This window comes from Pseudoalteromonas sp. UBA2102 (assembly GCF_002331165.1).
Taxonomy (GTDB): domain Bacteria; phylum Pseudomonadota; class Gammaproteobacteria; order Enterobacterales; family Alteromonadaceae; genus Pseudoalteromonas; species Pseudoalteromonas atlantica.
The window spans coordinates 1-20,410 of sequence record NZ_DCYU01000081.1; the positions used below are offsets into that span (position 1 = coordinate 1).

Genomic DNA, 20,410 nt, shown 5'->3' on the forward strand with positions numbered 1-20,410 from the left:
CTGACGGCTGACGGCTGACGGCTATAAAAACAAAAAACCCAAGCCGAGGCCTGGGTTTTTAAACAGTTAACTAAAAGAGTTTACTTCTTCTTTTTAACCGCTTTTTTGTTTGGTAAATCAGTGATTGAACCTTCAAAAATCTCAGCTGCAAGGCCAATAGACTCGTTCAATGTTGGGTGAGCATGAATAGTAAGCGCTAAGTCTTCACCGTCTGCGCCCATTTCAACTGCTAAGCCGATTTCGCCAAGCATTTCGCCTGCGTTAATACCCACCATAGCACCACCGATTACACGGCCACTGTCTTTATCAAAGATAAGCTTAGTAGAACCTTCAGTACGTGCAGATGCAATTGCGCGACCTGATGCAGCCCACGGGAATACCGCAGTTTCAATGCTTAAGCCTTGCTCTTTTGCTTCTTTCTCAGTCACACCTACCCATGCGATTTCTGGGTCAGTGTACGCAATTGAAGGAATACATTTAGGGTCGAAGAAGTGCTTCTGACCAGAGATAACTTCTGCAGCAACATGGCCTTCGTGTACCGCTTTATGCGCAAGCATAGGTTGGCCAACTAAATCACCAATTGCAAAAATATGGTCTACGTTAGTACGTAATTGCTTATCAACATTAATAAAGCCACGCTCATCAACATTAACACCTGCTTTATCAGCATCAAGTAAGTTACCGTTAGGCGTACGGCCTACAGCAACAAGTACTTTGTCGTAACGTACTGGCTCAGCTGGTGCGTTTTTGCCTTCAAAAGTAACGTATAAGCCATCATCTTTCGCTTCAACGCCAACAACTTTAGTAGAAAGCATAACATTGAATTTTTTGTTTACGTATTTTTGGTAAATCTTGATGATATCTTTATCCGCAGCCGGAACTAACTGATCTGCAAATTCAACTACATCAATATCAGAACCTAGTGCGCGGTAAACCGTACCCATTTCAAGACCGATAATGCCACCACCTAAAACAAGTAGTTTCTCTGGTACGTCTTTAAGTTCTAATGCGCCAGTTGAATCAATTACACGGTCATCTTCTGGGATGAACGGTAAGCTAACAGGTTTAGAACCCGCAGCAATGATTGCGTTATCAAATGTAATAGTTGTAGTGCCGTCAGCACCTTCAACGTCTAAAGTGTTGCTGCCAGTGAATTTACCGTAACCTGGTACAACTTTAACTTTACGCATCTTAGCCATGCCGTCTAAGCCACCTGTAAGCTGGCCAACAACCGACTCTTTCCAAGAGCGAATTTTGTCTAAATCAATTTGCGGAGCGCCAAAAGTAACACCGTGAGATGACATTTCTGCAGCGTCATCAATCACTTTAGCCACGTGTAAAAGTGCTTTTGAAGGAATACAACCAACATTAAGACATACGCCGCCTAATGTTTCACGCGATTCTACTAATGTAACTTCTAAGCCCAAGTCAGCAGCACGGAAAGCCGCAGAGTAACCACCAGGACCACCGCCTAGTACAACAACTTGAGTTTTTAATTCGTTGCTCATGCTATTACCTTAATTGTTTGAACGGGACACTGCCCTAAAATTTAACTGCCATGTTTCTGCATGGGCAGAAAATCAGAGCAATTCACAAATAGTGCAAAGATTGTATCATTGCATATAGTAAAAATCCCAGCTAAAAACAACTGGCTGGGATTTGATTTTGTTCATATTGTAGCGATTACATCACTAATTGACGTATGTCGCTCATGTAGCTAGCAAGCGTTGCGGTAAAGCGTGCAGCTAGAGCACCGTCAATCACACGGTGATCGTACGACATAGAAAGCGGAACCATTAATTTAGGTTCAAAGTCTTTACCATTCCACTTAGGTTTCATTTCAGATTTAGATACACCTAAAATAGCCACCTCTGGTGCATTAACAATCGGCGTAAATGCCGTACCGCCAATACCGCCTAAGCTTGAAATAGTAAAACAGCCGCCTTGCATATCAGATGACGTTAACTTACCTTCACGCGCCTTTCTAGAAATATCCATCAGCTCGCGAGATAATTCAATAATGCCTTTTTTGTCCACGTCTTTAAATACTGGAACAACTAAGCCATTTGGCGTATCTACTGCCACACCAATATTGATGTACTTTTTAAGGATAAGGCTTTCACCGTCTTCAGACAATGACGAGTTAAACGTTGGGAACTCAGCAAGTACTTTCGCTACCGCTTTCATCACAAACACAAGTGGTGTGATTTTAACGCCAAGCTTTTTCTTCTCGCTTAACACGTTTTGTTCTTTACGGAACACTTCAAGGCTTGTGATATCAGCTTCGTCAAACTGTGTAACATGTGGGATTTGCACCCAGTTACGGTGTAGGTTTTTACCCGACAGCTTTTGAATACGCGATAGTTTTTTCTCTTCAATTTCACCAAATTTAGCAAAATCTACTTTCGGCCAAGGAATTAAGCCAAGCTCACCACCGCCCGCATTGCCTTTACCAGCAGGTAATTGGCCTGATTCAACTTGCTTAACTAGGTTTTTAACATAGTTTTGCACGTCTTCTTTAACTACGCGGTTTTTACGCCCTGAGCCTTTAACGTTTGCTAAGTTAATACCAAACTCACGCGCTAAACGACGTACAACTGGCGATGCATGAGCATACGCGCTGTTGTTTTCAAAGCTTTCGTTGCTTGCTTTAGCCGCAGGTGCTGCTTGAGCTGGCGCAGACTCGGTTTTTGCAGGTGCAGCCGCTGGCTTTTGCTCAGCCGGAGCTGCTGCTTTTGCTGGCGCACTGCCTGCAACTTCAAAAACAAACACAAGTGAGCCAGTTTTGACTTTATCGCCAGCGGCCACTTTAATTTCTTTAACGGTACCAGCAAACGGGGCTGGTACTTCCATAGCCGCTTTGTCGCCTTCAACGTTTAAGATAGATTGCTCTTCTTCAACCGTATCACCAACAGCAACCATGATTTCAGTTACTTCAACTTCATCATCGCCAATATCAGGCACGTTTACTTCTTTTGTGCTTGGCTCGGCGCTTTGAGTAGTCTCTGCTGGCGCAGATTCTTGCTTTGGCGCATCTGATGCAGGTGCACTTGAGCCAGCTACTTCAAAAACAAACACTAAAGAGCCTGTTTTTACTTTGTCGCCTTCGGCTACTTTAATTTCTTTTACAGTACCGGCAAAAGGAGCTGGTACTTCCATAGATGCTTTATCGCCTTCAACACTTAAAATTGACTGCTCTTCATCTACGCTGTCACCAACAGCGACTATGATTTCTGTTACTTCAACTTCGTCGTCACCAATATCTGGTACGGTTACTTCTTTAGTTGAAGAACCTGAAGCTTCTGCAGGTGCAGACGCCTCAGTTTTAGCTGGCGCTTCTGGCTCACTTTGTGAACCTGACTCTTCGCCTTCAAAAATCATGATTAACGACCCTGTTGTTACCGTGTCGCCTTCGCTTACTTTAATTTCTTTGACTGTACCTGCTTGCGCAGCAGGTACTTCCATTGATGCTTTATCGCCTTCAACGGTTAGTAGCGATTGATCAACATCTACTTTGTCGCCAACGCTTACTAAGATTTCGGTTACTTCTACGTCATCGCCACCGATATCTGGTACATTAATTTCAATACTCATTGCAAACCTCTTATGCGTACAGTGGATTTAGTTTGTTTGTGTCAATGTCGAACTTTTTAATTGCTTCAACAACCACTGACTTTTCAACATCACCACGTTTAGCAAGTTCAGATAACGTAGCAACAACCACGTAGCTTGCATTAACTTCAAAGTGACGACGTAAGTTTTCACGGCTATCAGAGCGTCCGTAACCATCTGTACCAAGCACTTTATAGTTGCTGCTTGGAATAAATGAACGCGCTTGCTCTGCGTAGTTTTTCATGTAGTCGGTCGCAGCAACAGTCACTGAGTCGTTTAATACGCTAGTGATGTATGGCGTTTTTTGCTCGCTTTCTGGGTTAAGCATGTTGAAACGCTCAACGTCTTGACCGTCACGGGTAAGCTCATTGAATGATGTTACTGAGTAAACATCAGAAGCAATACCGTACTCTTCGCTTAAAATGGCTGCAGCTTTGCGCACTTCAGTCATGATAGTACCTGAGCTTAATAGCTGAACGTTGGCTTTTTTACCTTCGTAGCTTTCAAGCTTGTAAATACCTTTACGAATACCTTCTTCAGCGCCTTCTGGCATTGCTGGTTGATGGTAGTTTTCGTTCATAAGCGTTAGGTAGTAGTAAATGTTTTCTTGGTTTTCACCGTACATACGACGAATACCATCTTGAATAATTACCGCTACTTCAAATGCGTACGTTGGGTCGTAAGAAATACAGTTAGGAACCGTATTTGCAAGAATATGGCTGTGGCCATCTTCGTGCTGTAGACCTTCACCATTTAGTGTGGTACGACCTGCTGTTGCACCTAATAAGAAACCACGTGCTTGCTGGTCACCCGCCATCCATGCCATGTCGCCAACACGTTGGAAACCAAACATAGAGTAGTAAATGTAGAATGGGATCATAGGTAAATCGTTAGTGCTGTAAGATGTTGCAGCAGCTACCCATGATGACATTGCACCTAGCTCGTTAATACCCTCTTGAAGTACTTGGCCTGATGTAGCTTCTTTGTAGTAAGAAACAATATCGCGGTCTTGAGGGGTATAGTTTTGGCCATGTGGATTGTAAATACCGATTTGACGGAATAAACCCTCCATACCAAATGTACGTGCTTCATCAGCAATAATTGGCACAATGTTTTTGCCAATGCCTTTGTCTTTTAGTAACACGTTAAGTGCACGTACAAAGCCCATTGTGGTAGAAATATCACGTTTTTGCTCTTCAAGTAGCGGCTTAAATGCGTCTACTTCTGGCAGTTTTAGCTCTTCAGTAAACTTAGGAATACGTGTAGGTGTGTAACCTTTAAGTGCATCACGGCGTGCGTGTAAGTACTTGTATTCTTCTGAACCTTCTTCAAGCGTTAAGTATGGAAGATCTTTAATTTGCTCTTCTGATACTAAATCTTGTAGGCCTAAACGGTCACGTAAGTGTTCAACATGGCTCATGTCCATTTTTTTCACTTGGTGCGCAATGTTTTTACCTTCAGCCGCTTCACCCATGCCGTAACCTTTTACAGTTTTAGCAAGAATTACGGTAGGACGGTCGTTGGTTTGCTCAGCTTTTTTAAATGCAGCATAAAGTTTTGATGGCTCATGACCACCACGCTTAAGCGCAAAAATTTCGTCATCAGTCATATCTGCAACAAGTGCAGCTGTTTCTGGGTAACGGCCAAAGAAATGCTCACGTACGTACGCGCCATCTTTCGCTTTATATGTTTGGTAATCACCATCAATTGTTTCGTTCATCAACTGTAGTAATTTACCTGATGTATCTTTAGCTAGCAGAATATCCCATCCGCTGCCCCATACAACTTTAATTACGTTCCAACCAGCGCCTTTAAATAGGCCTTCTAGTTCTTGAATAATTTTACCGTTACCCATTACTGGGCCATCTAAACGCTGTAAGTTACAGTTAATTAGGTAACATAGGTTGTCTAGCTTTTCACGTGCAGCAAAAGAGATTGCGCCGCGTGATTCTGGCTCATCCATTTCACCGTCACCTAAAAACGCGTATACACGTTGGTTTTTAGTGTCTTTTAAGCCACGGCCGTCTAGGTATTTTAAAAAGCGTGCTTGGTAAATAGACGCAATTGGACCTAAGCCCATAGATACCGTTGGGAACTGCCAAAATTCAGGCATTAGTTTAGGATGCGGGTATGACGGTAAACCTTTACCATCTACTTCTTGACGGAAGTTATCAAGCTGCTCAGCCGTAAGACGACCTTCAACAAATGCACGCGCATAAATACCCGGAGAAATATGGCCTTGGTAGTAAACTAAGTCACCGCCGTCTACCTCATTTGGCGCTTTGAAAAAGTGGTTAAAACACACTTCATAAAACGCAGCTGATGATTGGTAAGACGCCATATGGCCGCCTAAGTCGAGATCTTTTTTCGATGCACGTAATACAATCATGATTGCATTCCAACGAATAATCGAACGAATACGACGCTCAAGGTTTACATCCCCTGGGTACGCCGGTTCTTGATCTACTGGAATAGTATTAACGTAGTTAGTTGTTGTGCCAGTTGGCATATCAACGCCGTCTAAACGGGCTTGCTCTAACACTTGCTCAAGTAAATACTGAGCTCGTTCAACACCTTCTTCGCGCACAACTGATTCAAGAGCTTGTAACCACTCTTGTGTTTCTAGCGCGTCTACGTCAATTTTATTGACTTCAGACATATGGAGGTTTCCTTATGTTTAAAATACGAATGTTGTTAATTTAATACCACGTATACCTAATTTAGTGTGTTCTAAGTACAGCGTATTAGCTTAATTTTGTTTTGTGCGTCTTAAACTACGTTCAATTCGCGAATGCTCTTTACCCGCTTCAAGTAATGCTTCTTCAATAAAGGCTAAATGGGCATTACTTGCTAGTCGGGCTTGTTCTGGATTGCCCTCAATTACGGCATCCATTAATAAGCGCCGGTGCTGGGCTAATTGATTGCTAATATCTGGTTTTTTTAATAAAACCGTTAAGTTTTGCAATACATTTTGCTCCAGTAGCGCTTGCATGCCTCGCACTAAGTGAAGTAAAACCACGTTGTGTGAGGCTTCGGCTACACTAAAGTGAAACGCATTAATTGCTTTGGCTTTTAATTGTAAATCGTTATTAACTTGAGCAATTTTATCAAAGCTTTGTTTAACCTTGGTAAAATCGGTGCTGGTACCACGAAGCGCCGCATAATATGCAGCAATCCCTTCAAGTGCATGACGAAATTCAAGTAAATCGAACTGTGATTCAGGATGCTTACTGATCAAATCAAACAACGGATCAGTGAGTCCTTCTTCAAGCTGATTTTTTACAAACGTGCCACCTCCTTGCCTGCGAGTGACCAATCCTTTTGCTTCTAGCTTTTGGATAGCTTCACGCAGTGAGGGGCGAGACACCTCAAACTGTTTTGCTAGTTCGCGCTCTGGCGGCAGTTTTTCACCTGGCGCTAATGAGCCCTCAAGAATCATATTCTCAAGTTGCTGTAAAATAACATCAGATAATTTTGCTGCTTTAATCTTTAAAGACATTAATCAACGTCCACGTTGCATAAATACTAAAAAGCCTAATTTTTAAGGCCTAGAGCTTGACGATTTACCCAAAAGGTAAATTGGTCATACCAAAAATTTTCAATAAGGTATCAAAAAGGCAAATAACTGTCAATTTACGGGTTATTTGAGCAATTAGAGTAGCGTAACGCATTTTGAACGAAGTTCAAACAATGCACAATTGAGGTTGTTTTATTCAAACGTTAACAAGATGAAAACAAATGGTCTGACCAGAGTGAATTAGAATATTCGCTCTAGTTGAATTTATTGAAGAAATTAATTTTTGAATTGGAGAAGGTCGTAGCAGCGGGTTTACCCCGCGACCAATTATCTTGCCGCGATACTCACCCTAAGCGCGGCGTACATTGCGCGATGTAAAATCGCGACTACGATAAACCGCCGAATAAAGTAAGCAGTGCAATCAGTACTAAATAAAAGAGCACGTTGCGTTTAACTAATTTAATCATACAAGTGGCTTCAATAGCACATCCGTAATAACGCTGCTCTACTTGCTCAGCCGCAAGTGCTGTACACGTAACAACTTTGCGGTTTGGCGTTTTAAAATCTAATACATAATGCAGCCAGCAGCTTGTACCTTTATTAAAGTTACCAATGACTAAATAGCCAAAGCTTGCAACACGCGCTGGTAGCCAATCTAGCCAAAATAATAATTTATGCAGCAGCGTAAAACGATTTGCAAACACCACTTTATGGTTTTCTTTAACTAAATCGGCCAACGTACGCACTATTGCATACAACACGGCACCTGGGGCGCCAAGCATTACAAACCAAAAAATAACGGCGCAATAAAATCTAAAATTAATCCACGCTAAGGTTTGCCCAAATGTTTCTCCGCCCTCTTCATCCTCTAGGTGTTTTTGCCCCATTTGTAGTGCGTATAATGAGGCCGCGGTTTTATCATCCCGCGTTAGTGCATTTAAATACGACTTATATAAAGCGCGGTGCTTAGCACAACCAAAACAAACCAATAAAACCGCAACATTTATAGCTAACTGCCACAGTACAAAGTCAGAGAGTACATATATAAGCGCAACAGCCACTACCGGCAAAACTAACCAAATTAAAAAGCCAATCGCCGAGCCAAACAATCCGTTTTCACCAAGTAATTTACCCGAACGGTTTAAATAACCATTAACGTAATGGCTTATTTGCCAATACTGTGAGCGCGCACCTAAACGCTCAAGTATTAGTGCAATAATTATAGAAACTAAAATCATGATAGCGACTCACTTAATTTGCTTGTTATAGCTTGCTTATATAAGCAGGCCAATTAAAACTTTCCCCAGGATCGGTTTTTCGCCCAGGTGCTATATCGCAATGCCCTACAACTCGCTTAGTGGTTATAATCGGGTAACGGGTCATAATTGCCTTTGTTAGGCTATGTAAGCTGGTGTACTGCGCCTGAGTGTAAGGTGTGGTATCTGTACCCTCAAGTTCAATGCCTATACTAAAGTTATTACATGCGCTTTGCCCTTCATATTCAGATTGCCCGGCATGCCACGCACGTTTATTAAATGGCACATATTGAATAATCTCGCCAGTACGTTTTATAAAACAGTGCGCTGACACTCTAAGCCCATTTAAATCACAAAAACTGGGGTGCGCATTACAGTTAATCTCACCCATAAACAGTGCATCAACGTATTCGGTGCCAAATTGCCCAGCCGGCAAGGAAATATTATGAATTACCAACAGCGAAATATCGGCATTTTCAGGGCGCTCATCAAAATGCGTACAGGGCCGCTGCGTTATATTAGCGACAACTCCGCTTGAATCTATCTGCATTATTTTAATACCACGGTATACATAAACTTGATGCTAAAGGATTTATATAAAGAATGATAGCCATTGCGGTTAGCTAACATTCAGCAGGTAGCATTACTTTTAGTAGCCATGCTATATATGTAGGTGTAATAAACCCCGCCCATTTAAAAGCGCTTCTATTAGTTATTTAAACATAGTAAAATTTGCTTAATTTATTAACACTTATGAGCCTTCATATGTCAATTTCGCACACGCTTATTACTCAACTTGTCACCCTCGCCTTAGATGAAGATCTAAATTATCAATCAGCACAAGACGGCGACATTACCGCACAGCTTATTCCACAAAACGAGCACGCAAATGCTAAAGTAATTACCCGCGAAGACTGCGTTTTTTGCGGTAAAGACATCATTATAGAAGTGTTTAAGCAAGTAGATCCAAGCGTTGAAGTAAACGTATTAGTAAATGATGGCGACTTTGTGCCAGCAAATAGCACCTTATTTACAGCTAAAGGTTCTGCCCGCGCTATTTTAACTGCAGAGCGTACCGCGCTTAATTTTGTACAAACGCTTTCAGGTACCGCAACCACAACTGCAAATTATGTAAAAGAACTTAGCGGCACCACAACCCAACTGCTCGATACCCGTAAAACAATACCAGGACTCAGGCTACTTCAAAAATACGCTGTAAAATGCGGCGGCGGTTCAAATCATCGTATAGGCTTATTTGATGCGTTTTTAATTAAAGAAAACCATATAGCAGCGTGTGGCGGAATTGATAAAGCAGTCGCGCAAGCCAAGCAAAACCACCCTACAAAACCCGTAGAAGTAGAGGTTGAATCGTTATGTGAACTTGAGCAAGCCATTAATGCAGGCGCCGATATAATCATGCTCGACAATTTTAGCATTGAACAAATTCAGCAAGCTGTGGTCACTACTAATAAGCGCGCTAAATTAGAGGTTTCTGGCAATATGACGCTAGAAACGCTTAAAACTTACTCGCAAGCAGGTGTCGACTTTATATCCAGCGGCGCACTTACAAAAAATTTACAATCAATCGATTTATCGATGCGTTTTGTATAAAAGCACGACAACAATTTAGTTTTATTGATGCTAATTAATTGACAAAACGCATGAAAAGACTTTTAATAATCCAAAAGGCTTACTTTGTAACATTTTGTTAAATAAAGTATCTTTTTTAGAAAACTTTGTGTGCTTTAAGCATAAAAAAAGTGTTAGACTAACCCTGTTGTATTACTTTCTTGAAAAATATAGTAATAAGTAACTGCTTTTTGTTTTAATCTTCAAAAAATACCTAAAAGATTAAAGCAAATGGTCAGTATGTTTCCTATATTTAGTCTACTTTGTGTTTAGGTAGCCTACGCAAGTTGCAACATAATGAACTCACATTTAGCTTTTGTGTTTCATACCTAAGGCTAAAAGTACGTGAAAATTTATTTTTAAGTAAATCTGTAAAGTTAATCAGGTAAATTAAGCTTGGCACTTTCGCCACTAATCTGACTACCTTACAAAACATTATCCTTTAGGAGAGGAAACATGAAAACAATGACTCAAAAACAACAGGGTTTCACCCTAATCGAATTAATGATTGTTGTAGCAATCATCGGTATTCTTGCAGCAATTGCACTGCCGGCATATTCAAATTACCAAGCATCATCTAAACTAACAGCTGGCTTGGCTGAAATATCAGCTGGTAAAACCGGTTTTGAAGTTGCAGCAAATGCAGGCAAAACACCTACAATTACCGACGCTGGTTTACAAGCAAAGACTGCTAACTGTGACATAACCGTTACAGGAACAACAATTAAATGTGCAGTAATCAATGCGCCTTCTCAACTTGGCACAGCAACAACAATGACTTGGACAAGAACAGCTGATGGAGCATGGAGCTGTGTAACTGTAACCACTGATGCAGGCGCAGATTTAGTACCGAAAAGCTGTCCTACAGCAACGACCGAATAATTATTTATTAAATGCTATATTTAAACGCTCTTCTGAGCGTTTTTTTTTTAGTAATAATCACTATCCTCTTAGGAAGCTTTATTTATGGCAAAAAAACAAGAAGATAAAAGCCTTGATACTTTCCAATGGGTAGGTGTCAGTGCGCGAGGGAAAAAACTTCAAGGCGAACTCACGGGCTCTAGTGTTGCCTTAGTTAAAGCCCAGCTTAGAAAACAAGGTATTACCCCCTCCAAAGTAAAACGCAAACCAAAACCACTTTTTGGAATACAAAACGTTCAAAAAGTTACCCCAAAAGACATCGCTTTAGTTACCCGCCAGGTTGCCACTATGCTTATGGCTGGCGTGCCATTAATTCAAGCGATCGAAATGATTGGCTCAGGCTCCACCAACAAAAGTGTTGCTAAGCTAATGGGGGACATTGGCGATGAAGTTAAAGCAGGTCAGCCTCTCTCACAGGCTCTCAGAAAACATCCTCGCTATTTTGACGATTTGTATTGTGATTTAGTGGCATCGGGTGAGCAATCGGGTGCGCTTGATAAAATATTTGACCGTGTTGCTTTATACAAAGAAAAATCAGAAGCGCTCAAGTCTAAAATTAAAAAGGCGATGTTTTATCCTATCTCAGTATTGGTTATTGCAGGCATTGTGACCTCTATTTTACTTATCTTTGTAGTTCCTCAGTTTCAAGAGATATTTGCAGGGTTTGGCGCACAGCTTCCTGCATTTACCCTATTTGTAATTGGCATTTCAGAATTTATGCAAGCCTACTGGTGGATAATTTTAATAGCCATTGTTGGCTTTGGTTATGCTTTTAAAGAAGCTAAGCTCAGAAGTTTAAAACTCAGAGATGCAACCGACAGGGCTATATTAAAGCTGCCTGTAATTGGCATGATTTTAAACAAAGCTGCTGTTGCCCGATATGCTCGTACGCTTTCGACTACCTTTGCTGCAGGTGTACCCCTTGTTGATGCGCTAGATTCTGCAGCAGGTGCATCCGGTAATGCTGTGTATCGCTATGCTATTTTAGATATTAAAGCAGAGGTGAGCTCGGGTAATCAAATGAACTGGGCGATGCGTAACTCTAAAATATTCCCTGATATGGTTATTCAAATGGTAGCCATTGGTGAAGAGTCTGGCTCGTTAGATGGTATGCTAGCCAAAGTAGCAACAATTTACGAGCAAGAGGTTGATGATGCAGTTGATGGCTTATCTAGCTTATTAGAGCCGCTTATTATGGCAGTGCTGGGTGTGCTCGTCGGTGGCTTAATTGTTGCCATGTACTTGCCAATTTTCCAGTTAGGCTCTGTAATTTAAAAACATAACTGTAAGCTGTAAGCAAAATTTCAAACGCTAATTAATAGCTTGCAAGATAAAATGAATAGTAAGAACTATTCAACACAGCGAAATAAAATTGGCCTATAAATGGCCTGAAGTTAGGTATTTTAATGGAAAATCTTTTTCTTGATATAACCACTGCGATGCAAAGTCAGCAGTGGTTTTATTTAACCACCGTTGGCTTAGTTAGTTTATGTGTAGGTAGTTTTTTAAATGTAGTTATTTATCGACTGCCGTTAATGATGCAGCGAGAATGGCAAAGTGAATGTAGGTTATTATTAGAAGATGAACTAACAGCCAAACCTACACAAGCCAGTAACAGTGAGTCATTCAATTTAGTAAAACCTAATTCTACCTGCCCTAAATGCAAAACCGCGATTAAGCCTTGGCAAAATATTCCTATTATTAGTTGGATTGTGCTTAAAGGTAAATGCGCTAATTGCAGTAACCCAATATCAGCGCGTTACCCGATAGTTGAAGCCATTACCGCACTATTAAGTTTAGTTATTGCTTACAGCTTTGGCGCTACTGAGCACGCCCTTTTATATATTTTTGTTACCTGGATTTTAGTAGCGCTCACTTTTATTGATATTGACCACATGCTACTGCCCGATCAGCTCACTTTACCTTTAGTATGGCTTGCGCTCATAGCCGCTGTAATGGGTATAACAATAAGCCCTGGCGATGCGATAGTAGGGGCCGCATGCGGCTATTTAAGCCTGTGGAGTGTATTTTGGTTATTTAAGCTATTAACTGGTAAAGAAGGCATGGGCTATGGCGATTTTAAGTTATTGGCCGTGTTTGGCGCACTGCTTGGGTGGCAGTCACTATTAACCATTATTTTGCTTTCAAGCGTGGTGGGCGCCATTATTGGTATTGCCCTTTTAAGTATTCAAGGTAAAGACAAAGCAACCCCCATTCCATTTGGCCCCTACTTAGCCATAGCGGGTTGGATAACACTGCTGTGGGGCGCTCAAATTCAAGCTGCGTATTTTAATTTAATTGGTTATTAGTATGAATAAGCCAGCAACTAAAATAAACAATTGGGTATTGGGTTTAACAGGCGGTATTGGCTGCGGTAAAACGGCTGTTAGTAATATGTTTGAAGAACTGGGTATTTGCGTTGTTGATGCCGACATTATTGCCCGCCAAGTAGTAGCGCCTAATAGCACAGGGCTAAATGCAATCATTGAACACTTTGGCGAGGGTATTTTACTACCCGATGGCACATTAAACAGAGCAGCGCTGCGCACTAAAATATTTACCAACAATGATGATAAAGAGTGGCTTAACGCACTATTGCACCCGCTTATTCGGGAAAAAATACTCACCGATTTAAATAATGCAAGCAGTGCTTATGTTGTATTGGTTGCACCATTATTGTTTGAAAATAAACTTAACAAATACTGCAACCGTACTTTATTAATTGACGTACCACAGTCTGTGCAGATTGAACGTACTATAAAACGCGACAATATTAGCCTTGAGCAGGTAAATAGCATTATAGCGTCACAAATGCCACGTGAAGAAAAACAACAAAAAGCCGATGATATTCTAAATAATGACCGCGATTTATCGCTTGTTCATGCAGAACTTGTTGTTCTTCATAAAAATTACCTACAATATGCAGTATAAAATACAACTAATGCCCCTTAATGCGGTCATAACAACATAAACTCGTAATTTGGTTAGCAAAAAAGGTGTTGATAAGCACGACGAATTTAATCACCTGCTTTTTTCTGATAAATTGTTAACTATTGAAGGACTAAAATAGGTGCGCAATGAATATTAACTCACCGTTATTGAGAAAATTTATAACGCTTGGCCGCATTGATGCCGATACCGTGAAAGCAAAACAGCAAGAGTTTGCCTCAACCGCTGAGCTTATATCTAAATGTGGAAAAATTGATAGCAACGACTTAGCTGAACAATGTATAGACTTATTTCGCGTACCGTATTTTGATTTAAAAGACTTCGACCCTGCACAAATCCCCGAAGACTTAGTTAAAGAAAAACTAATACGTAAACACCATATTTTACCGCTGGTTCAAAAAGGCAGAAAAGTATACATTGCCGCCTCAGATCCGACTGACTACGGTGCCTTTGAAAACTTTGAATTTAGCACCGGCTTATCGTGCGAAATAGTCGTGGTTGACTATATTCAGCTGGATAACAAAATTGAGCAACTACTTGATGCTGCAGGCAGCTTAGATTTAAGCGCCGATGAATTTAAAGAGTTTGCCGACCTAGATAGTGAAGGCCCTAAAGAAACCACACCTAAAGATGATGATAAAGACGATGCGCCAATCATTGTTTATATCAATAAAATATTAATGGATGCCATTAAAAAAGGCGCTTCTGATTTACACTTTGAACCTTACGAGCACAAATACCGTATTCGCTTTCGTATTGACGGTATTTTGCATGAAGTTGCCAACCCACCCAATACCTTAGCAAGTAAACTGTCGGCGCGTATCAAAGTAATGTCGAGGCTCGATATTGCTGAAAAACGTAAACCACAAGATGGCCGTATTAAATTAAAAATTACAGAGCGTAAAAGCATCGATTTTCGTGTAAGTACTATGCCTACGTTATGGGGCGAAAAAATAGTAATGCGTATTCTTGATTCATCAAGCGCCATGCTAGGTATTGACGTATTAGGTTACGAAGAGGATCAAAAAAAGCTCTACATGGATGCGCTTGGGCAACCACAAGGCATGATACTAGTTACCGGCCCAACGGGCTCTGGTAAAACCGTATCGCTTTATACCGGTTTAAATATACTTAACCAGCCAGAGCGTAACATTAGTACCGCCGAGGATCCGGTAGAGATAAACCTTGAAGGGGTTAACCAAGTACAAATTAACCCTAAAGCCGAAATGACCTTTGCTAATGCCCTGCGTGCCTTTTTACGTCAAGATCCAGATGTAGTGATGGTAGGTGAAATACGTGACCTAGAAACCGCAGAAATTTCAATTAAAGCGGCGCAAACAGGTCACTTAGTGTTATCTACACTACATACCAACTCAGCGCCCGAAACCATAACGCGTTTATTAAATATGGGCGTGCCTGCGTATAACGTGGCAAGCTCTATAAGTTTGATTATTGCCCAGCGCTTAGCTAGGCGTTTATGCCCTAAGTGTAAAACTCCAGAAACACTGCCAGCAGAAGAATTGGCTCGTCAAGGATTTAGCACAACACAAATTGAAGACATGACACTATACGCACCCAAAGGCTGCGAAAATTGCACCGATGGTTACAAAGGCCGTGTGGGTATTTACGAAGTAATGCAGATTACCCCTGAAATTGCACAAATTATTATGCGCGGTGGCAACTCGCTCGAAATCGCAGAGGTATCGCTACAAGCTGGGTTTAATAACTTGCGATTATCGGGTTTACGAAAAGCCGCCGATGGTTTAACGTCTCTGGCTGAAATTAATCGCGTAACCAATATGTAAAAGTGATAGCCCTAGTTAGGGCTAAAACACATTGTAGAGAGTAAAGTATGCCAACAATTGTTAACTGTCCAACCTGTAAAAACAAAGTTGAATGGTCACAGCAAAGCCCACATCGCCCTTTTTGTTCTAAGCGCTGTCAGCTTATTGATTTAGGTGAATGGTCTTTTGAGAACAATAAAATATCAACGCCTATTTCCTCGGCTAACCAAATTAGCCAAGATATGATTGAAGATATTGAAGAGATGATGGCTAAAAACGATGACGACTTTTTTAAATAAGCGTTTTTCCCCCTCTTAAACGACAAAAGCCAGCATTAAGCTGGCTTTTTAGTGTTTAAACTATAAATTAGTCTCTTTGCTTACGGTGTTTTTTACCCATACGCTTTTGCATTTTTGCAAACTTTTCTTGCTGCTCTGCGTTAAGCACCTGCATTACTTGATGCTGTGTTTTTAGCTTAATTAAGCCAAACTCAGTGCCTTTTTCATGGCGTGCAGCTAATAGCTCTTTTGCAGCGTTTTCGTCAAATGTTGGTGCGCTAAGTAGAGCATCCATTTTCTCTTTTTGAGCCTTGCGCTGTGCTTTACGGGCTTCTTTATCATCGCCGCGCAGTGCTTTCATCTGTGTTTTTTGCGCTTCAAAAATAGCTTCAAGCTTAGTTTGCTGTTCTTGCGTTAAATCAAGCTTGTCGGCACCGCGCTCAGATAATAAAAAACGCGCTTGAGAATGGCCTTGCTTATCGTGCATGCCGCCTTTTGCTAATACGCTACCGGCGCCAAGTGTAGCCGTTGCTAGACCACAAATAAGTACTAATTTTGAAAGTGTATTTACTTTAGTCATAATCATCACCTTAATATTGGATGGATTGAATTTGGTTGTGGCTGCTTAGCCAGTGAGTTAACTATACCTCTTGCAACGCAAAGTAACGCAAAGCAGTGTAAAGGTTGTGTAAAGATTCACTTTTGCACAATTTAAGAAGTAAAATAACTATATAGAAATTGCCTAAGGGTTTGAAATGAAGCTATTAATGATTGATGACGACACAGGTTTGTGCGAACTACTTACTGAATATTTAGCCGCGCAAGGTTTTGACGTACAAAGCGTTCACGATGGCGAGCAAGGTTTAAAGCTTGCTCTATCAAATGACTACGCGCTGATATTGCTTGATGTCATGCTCCCCACCCTTGATGGCTTTGAAGTACTTAAACAACTTAGGCAAACAAAGTTAACACCGGTTATTATGCTCACTGCAAAAGGCGAAGACTTTGATCGCATTTTTGGCTTAGAGCTTGGCGCAGACGATTACATACCCAAACCCTTTAATCACCGCGAGTTACTTGCCCGTGTAAAAGCCATTACCCGCCGTATAGAGCACATAAATAGCCTAAACGTTGCAACGCCTAGCAAAATGAATAAAAATGGCATTACGGTTAATTTGGCAGCCCGAGAGGCCGCTATTAACGAGCACACCCTCACGCTTACTGGCACAGAGTACGAAGTACTGGTGTTATTAATTAAAAACGCCGGCGAAGTTGTCAGTAAAGAGCAAATAAGTGAAGAAGTGCTAGGCAGGCGCTTAGCTTCGTTCGACCGCTCAATTGATATGCACGTTAGCAATATTCGTAAAAAAATAGCTGAGCATATTCAAGGCGAGCGAATAAAAACAATGCGAGGTACAGGTTATGTCTTCATCCAAGGTGAGTAACAAACATTACTTTGCATGGCTAAAGCACCCTCGACATTATTTATTTTTTAAAATATTTATTTGGTTTTGGCTAACAATAACAGGCACGGTGGCTGCGCTTATATTTTTAAGCAACGTTACGGCAATTAATGCAGTAAGCACCGAGCCTTTGCGTGGGCCAATGAAAAAAAACCTAATTTATACTGCCAAAAGCATTGAGCGAAGCGCCACTAAGCACAAACGCACCCTTGCTGATGTTTTATCGCACCCCAGGCTTTCAAAACGAAAGATTTTATTTTTAGGCGCAGCACAACCCGAAGACGCATTAAGCAATAAAGAGATCCCCGCTGAAATAGATTTAAACTTACTTAGCTTTAGTCAAAACTTGGCGCCACAGGTCATTTTTACCGAAAAATACCAAGCTTTCGGCCCTATTAATATTAACGTGTCAGAGGGGCAGTTTTACCTCTACGAAATAGACATTAACCACCAACCTCCTTTGCTCATGCGCTTTAAGTTAATGCCAAATTGGATGAAAGTACTCGTGGCTATTTTTGCTTCTTTAATCCTGAGTTTTATTTTTAGCCGCAATTTAATCGCCCCAATTAACAGCCTTAAAAAAGCAGCTATAAAACTTTCATCTGGCGATTTATCAGCGCGAGTTGCCATACCTGCAAGCAGAAAAGACGAGTTAGGGGTGCTTGGGCGCGACTTTAACAGCATGGCTAATCAGCTTGAGCAACTTATTAGTGCCCAAAAGCGCTTATTGGCTGATATATCTCATGAGTTACGCTCCCCGCTTACGCGTTTAAAAATGGCAACAGGCCTTGCACAAATGCAAGCCAACGAGGCAAGCCAATCGTATTTATTACGTATAGAAAAAGAAGCAAACCAGCTTGATAAAATGATTGCCGACGTGCTGCAAGTGTCGCGTTTAGAAGCGCAAAGCCAAACACTGTCACTACAAAAGCAATCGTTAAAAGATATAGTAGAGCACGTATTAAACGATGCGCAGTTTGAAGCCAAGCAAAATACTAAAACACTTACTTTTAGTGGCAATGCCGATGTAATGCTAAGCTGCGATGAATCATTAATTGCCAGCGCACTCGAAAACCTATTACGTAACGCAATAAAGTACGCGCACAGCAACATTAGCTTTAACGTACACTATAACAACCAAATCTATATAGAGATTTGCGACGATGGCCCTGGCGTTCCAAATGAGCAACTGAGCAAGCTTTGTGAGCCCTTTTTTAGGCAATCTGATGCTCGCGACAGAGTAAGTGGCGGCACAGGGCTTGGCTTAGCTATCGCTAAAAATGCTATTATTGCCCACGGCGGTAGTTTAGCGCTATCTAATAAAGAAAAAGGCGGGCTTTGTGCCAATATCACCCTGCCACTAATTAAAGAGTAAGCATGTTTTACAGTACCGAATCAGCGCTTGAAAGTAACCAAGCACGCATTAATCACTTTTACGAAAATGTACTTAATAAAAACTATTTTAATGCATCTGAAGGTAAACTGTTTTTTGCTTACGCAGTGCCAGAAACAGCTAACACTGCCATAGTAATTAGCTCTGGGCGCATAGAAGGGCTTGAAAAATACAAAGAGCTACTGTGGGAGCTTTACACTAATAACTATGCGGTATTTATAGCCGACCACCAAGGGCAAGGCCGCTCGTATCGACCGTTAAAAAATAAGCACAAGGGTTATGTAAAACGCTTTAGTGATTACAGTGCCGACTTAGATTTATTTAACCAACATATTGTAAATAAGCACTGGCAAGGCAAAAAAATATTATTAGCCCACTCTATGGGCGGCGCTATAGCGTACGATTATTTTGCAAATTACCCGCATACTTTCAGCGGCGCGTTTTTATCTGCGCCCATGTTTGATATTTACACTAAAGGTATTCCTAAACCGGTGGCTAAATTTATAGCCAGCGCCGCCACAAAGCTCGGTTTTGGCTACAGTTATGCGCTAGGGCAAAACGATTACAACCCAGAAGAATTTGCGCTTAATACTTTAACCAGCAGCCAAGTGCGGTACAACCTCTTTAGGCTCACTTATCAACAACAGCCACTTTTACAGTTAGGCGGCGTTACATATGGCTGGTTAAATGCAAGCTTTGCTTTTATGTCAGCCGTGGATACCCACACAATCAACCTCCCTATTTTTATTGCCAGCGCACAAAACGATGAAGTGGTTGATAACAACGCGCAACAAAAGCTCGTAAATAGGCTCCCTAATGCCGAGCTGAAAAGCTTTGCAGGGGCTAAGCACGAGTTATTGTTTGAACGCGACGAAATTAGAAAACCTGTGCTTATGCGCTTGTATCAGTTTTGTTCTTCGTTTGATACTTAGGTACCACCGAGAGCGGATCTAGATGAATTAAAATATCAACCTCGGAGTCAAAGCGCTCGGCAAGCGCCTTTTCTACATCGTCAGCCACATTGTGGGCACGTATTAAACTTAAATGATCATCAAGCTCTAAGTGCATTTGCATAAACTTAATTTTACCGCCTTGGCGAGTGCGAATATCATGTACACCGTGTACATCTTTATGTGCGTTAGCAATATCTAAAATACTTTGTTTTTCATCATCTGGGAGTTCTTTATCCATAAGATGATCGGCACTCTCACACGCAATATCCCAACTGTTATAAAGTAAGTAACCGGCAACGCCTATAGCAAACAGCGGATCTGCGTATAACACCCCATAGTACGAGAGCAAAATAGCAAGTAATACCGCCGCATTTAAAATTAAATCCCCTTTGTAATGCACCGAGTCTGCTTTAATAGCGATGGATTCGGTATGCTTAACCACTTTGATCTGAAAAAACACAATCACTAACGTACAAGCAATAGCAAATATACTCACCCACACACCTAACAGTGAATGACTAAGCACAATTGGGTTAAATAATCGCTCAATACCATGAAACGCCAATAAGCACCCCGACCCTGCTATAAACGCAGCCTGACCAAGCCCAGCTAGGGCTTCTGCTTTGCCGTGGCCAAAACGGTGATCGTCATCTGC

At 41.3% G+C, this 20,410-nt stretch carries 18 protein-coding genes; 10 read left to right on the top strand and 8 right to left on the bottom strand.

Features of this window, described 5'->3' with window-relative positions; genetic code table 11:
• Window positions 1–80: 80 nt before the first annotated feature.
• The 6 genes from lpdA to ampD all read right to left on the bottom strand — a co-directional run bounded on the left by lpdA (window position 81) and on the right by ampD (window position 8,935).
• Window positions 81–1,508: a dihydrolipoyl dehydrogenase gene (gene lpdA, locus B2R65_RS11110; protein WP_029773352.1), complete on the bottom strand. Its 1,428-nt coding sequence runs from the start codon at window positions 1,506–1,508 to the stop codon at window positions 81–83.
• Window positions 1,509–1,683: 175 nt separating this feature from the next.
• Window positions 1,684–3,594 carry a pyruvate dehydrogenase complex dihydrolipoyllysine-residue acetyltransferase gene (gene aceF / locus B2R65_RS11115; RefSeq protein WP_286742628.1) on the bottom strand — a complete coding sequence of 637 codons (1,911 nt, stop codon included), beginning with the start codon at window positions 3,592–3,594 and terminating at the stop codon, window positions 1,684–1,686.
• A gap of 10 nt (window positions 3,595–3,604) precedes the next feature.
• Entirely contained in the window at window positions 3,605–6,271 is a 2,667-nt protein-coding gene (aceE, locus tag B2R65_RS11120; RefSeq protein ID WP_024031395.1) for a pyruvate dehydrogenase (acetyl-transferring), homodimeric type, read from the bottom strand.
• Window positions 6,272–6,361: 90 nt separating this feature from the next.
• Entirely contained in the window at window positions 6,362–7,111 is a 750-nt protein-coding gene (gene pdhR, locus B2R65_RS11125) for a pyruvate dehydrogenase complex transcriptional repressor PdhR (RefSeq protein WP_004588597.1), read from the bottom strand.
• 404 nt (window positions 7,112–7,515) lie between these two features.
• Window positions 7,516–8,367, bottom strand: coding sequence for a beta-lactamase regulator AmpE (gene ampE / locus B2R65_RS11130; RefSeq protein WP_055014753.1), 852 nt, complete (start codon window positions 8,365–8,367; stop codon window positions 7,516–7,518).
• Between the two features lie 25 nt (window positions 8,368–8,392).
• Complete coding sequence (gene ampD / locus B2R65_RS11135; protein WP_286742634.1) at window positions 8,393–8,935, bottom strand: 1,6-anhydro-N-acetylmuramyl-L-alanine amidase AmpD; 543 nt, start codon at window positions 8,933–8,935, stop codon at window positions 8,393–8,395.
• Between the two features lie 215 nt (window positions 8,936–9,150).
• Here ampD and nadC point away from each other — a divergent pair, with 215 nt between their 5' ends.
• From nadC to yacG, 7 genes are all read left to right on the top strand, one after another.
• Entirely contained in the window at window positions 9,151–9,996 is an 846-nt protein-coding gene (gene nadC, locus B2R65_RS11140) for a carboxylating nicotinate-nucleotide diphosphorylase (protein ID WP_286742637.1), read from the top strand.
• Between the two features lie 474 nt (window positions 9,997–10,470).
• On the top strand, window positions 10,471–10,896 hold the full coding sequence (locus B2R65_RS11145) for a pilin (protein WP_286742639.1): 426 nt from the start codon (window positions 10,471–10,473) through the stop codon (window positions 10,894–10,896).
• Between the two features lie 84 nt (window positions 10,897–10,980).
• Complete coding sequence (locus B2R65_RS11150) at window positions 10,981–12,210, top strand: type II secretion system F family protein (protein ID WP_286742642.1); 1,230 nt, start codon at window positions 10,981–10,983, stop codon at window positions 12,208–12,210.
• Between the two features lie 131 nt (window positions 12,211–12,341).
• Window positions 12,342–13,244, top strand: a complete 903-nt coding sequence (locus tag B2R65_RS11155) for a prepilin peptidase (protein WP_286742644.1) — start codon at window positions 12,342–12,344, stop codon at window positions 13,242–13,244.
• A 1-nt stretch (window position 13,245) separates the two neighbouring features.
• A complete protein-coding gene (coaE, locus tag B2R65_RS11160) occupies window positions 13,246–13,866 on the top strand; it encodes a dephospho-CoA kinase (RefSeq protein ID WP_286742647.1) in 621 nt (206 codons plus the stop codon).
• A gap of 146 nt (window positions 13,867–14,012) precedes the next feature.
• Window positions 14,013–15,689, top strand: a complete 1,677-nt coding sequence (gene pilB / locus B2R65_RS11165; RefSeq protein WP_029773362.1) for a type IV-A pilus assembly ATPase PilB — start codon at window positions 14,013–14,015, stop codon at window positions 15,687–15,689.
• A gap of 47 nt (window positions 15,690–15,736) precedes the next feature.
• Window positions 15,737–15,967 (top strand): DNA gyrase inhibitor YacG, encoded by a 231-nt coding sequence (gene yacG / locus B2R65_RS11170; protein WP_004588606.1) that lies wholly within the window; start codon window positions 15,737–15,739, stop codon window positions 15,965–15,967.
• A gap of 67 nt (window positions 15,968–16,034) precedes the next feature.
• On the opposite strand, the gene B2R65_RS11175 is transcribed toward yacG, so the two are convergent.
• Window positions 16,035–16,526: a Spy/CpxP family protein refolding chaperone gene (locus B2R65_RS11175; protein ID WP_004588607.1), complete on the bottom strand. Its 492-nt coding sequence runs from the start codon at window positions 16,524–16,526 to the stop codon at window positions 16,035–16,037.
• Between the two features lie 175 nt (window positions 16,527–16,701).
• Here B2R65_RS11175 and B2R65_RS11180 point away from each other — a divergent pair, with 175 nt between their 5' ends.
• The 3 genes from B2R65_RS11180 to B2R65_RS11190 are packed head-to-tail and all read left to right on the top strand — an operon-like array spanning window position 16,702 to window position 19,734.
• Entirely contained in the window at window positions 16,702–17,391 is a 690-nt protein-coding gene (locus B2R65_RS11180) for a response regulator (protein WP_286742653.1), read from the top strand.
• Complete coding sequence (locus B2R65_RS11185) at window positions 17,369–18,784, top strand: ATP-binding protein (protein WP_286742656.1); 1,416 nt, start codon at window positions 17,369–17,371, stop codon at window positions 18,782–18,784. Before B2R65_RS11180 ends, B2R65_RS11185 begins: the two co-directional genes overlap by 23 nt.
• Window positions 18,785–18,786: 2 nt before the next feature.
• Complete coding sequence (locus tag B2R65_RS11190) at window positions 18,787–19,734, top strand: alpha/beta fold hydrolase (protein ID WP_054983287.1); 948 nt, start codon at window positions 18,787–18,789, stop codon at window positions 19,732–19,734.
• On the opposite strand, the gene B2R65_RS11195 is transcribed toward B2R65_RS11190, so the two are convergent.
• A partial coding sequence (locus B2R65_RS11195; protein WP_286742661.1) for a cation diffusion facilitator family transporter occupies window positions 19,694–20,410 on the bottom strand: 717 nt, incomplete at its 5' end. The two genes, B2R65_RS11190 and B2R65_RS11195, sit on opposite strands and share 41 nt — an antisense overlap.

Coding starts and splice junctions, on each gene's coding strand:
- B2R65_RS11185 (WP_286742656.1), top strand. CDS start 17,369: ATGTCTTCATCCAAGGTGAGTAACAAACATTACTTTGCATGGCTAAAG.
- lpdA (WP_029773352.1), bottom strand. CDS start 1,508: ATGAGCAACGAATTAAAAACTCAAGTTGTTGTACTAGGCGGTGGTCCT.
- B2R65_RS11145 (WP_286742639.1), top strand. CDS start 10,471: ATGAAAACAATGACTCAAAAACAACAGGGTTTCACCCTAATCGAATTA.
- B2R65_RS11190 (WP_054983287.1), top strand. CDS start 18,787: ATGTTTTACAGTACCGAATCAGCGCTTGAAAGTAACCAAGCACGCATT.
- B2R65_RS11180 (WP_286742653.1), top strand. CDS start 16,702: ATGAAGCTATTAATGATTGATGACGACACAGGTTTGTGCGAACTACTT.
- yacG (WP_004588606.1), top strand. CDS start 15,737: ATGCCAACAATTGTTAACTGTCCAACCTGTAAAAACAAAGTTGAATGG.
- ampD (WP_286742634.1), bottom strand. CDS start 8,935: ATGCAGATAGATTCAAGCGGAGTTGTCGCTAATATAACGCAGCGGCCC.
- coaE (WP_286742647.1), top strand. CDS start 13,246: ATGAATAAGCCAGCAACTAAAATAAACAATTGGGTATTGGGTTTAACA.
- pdhR (WP_004588597.1), bottom strand. CDS start 7,111: ATGTCTTTAAAGATTAAAGCAGCAAAATTATCTGATGTTATTTTACAG.
- B2R65_RS11150 (WP_286742642.1), top strand. CDS start 10,981: ATGGCAAAAAAACAAGAAGATAAAAGCCTTGATACTTTCCAATGGGTA.
- pilB (WP_029773362.1), top strand. CDS start 14,013: ATGAATATTAACTCACCGTTATTGAGAAAATTTATAACGCTTGGCCGC.
- aceF (WP_286742628.1), bottom strand. CDS start 3,594: ATGAGTATTGAAATTAATGTACCAGATATCGGTGGCGATGACGTAGAA.
- ampE (WP_055014753.1), bottom strand. CDS start 8,367: ATGATTTTAGTTTCTATAATTATTGCACTAATACTTGAGCGTTTAGGT.
- B2R65_RS11155 (WP_286742644.1), top strand. CDS start 12,342: ATGGAAAATCTTTTTCTTGATATAACCACTGCGATGCAAAGTCAGCAG.
- B2R65_RS11175 (WP_004588607.1), bottom strand. CDS start 16,526: ATGACTAAAGTAAATACACTTTCAAAATTAGTACTTATTTGTGGTCTA.
- nadC (WP_286742637.1), top strand. CDS start 9,151: ATGTCAATTTCGCACACGCTTATTACTCAACTTGTCACCCTCGCCTTA.
- aceE (WP_024031395.1), bottom strand. CDS start 6,271: ATGTCTGAAGTCAATAAAATTGACGTAGACGCGCTAGAAACACAAGAG.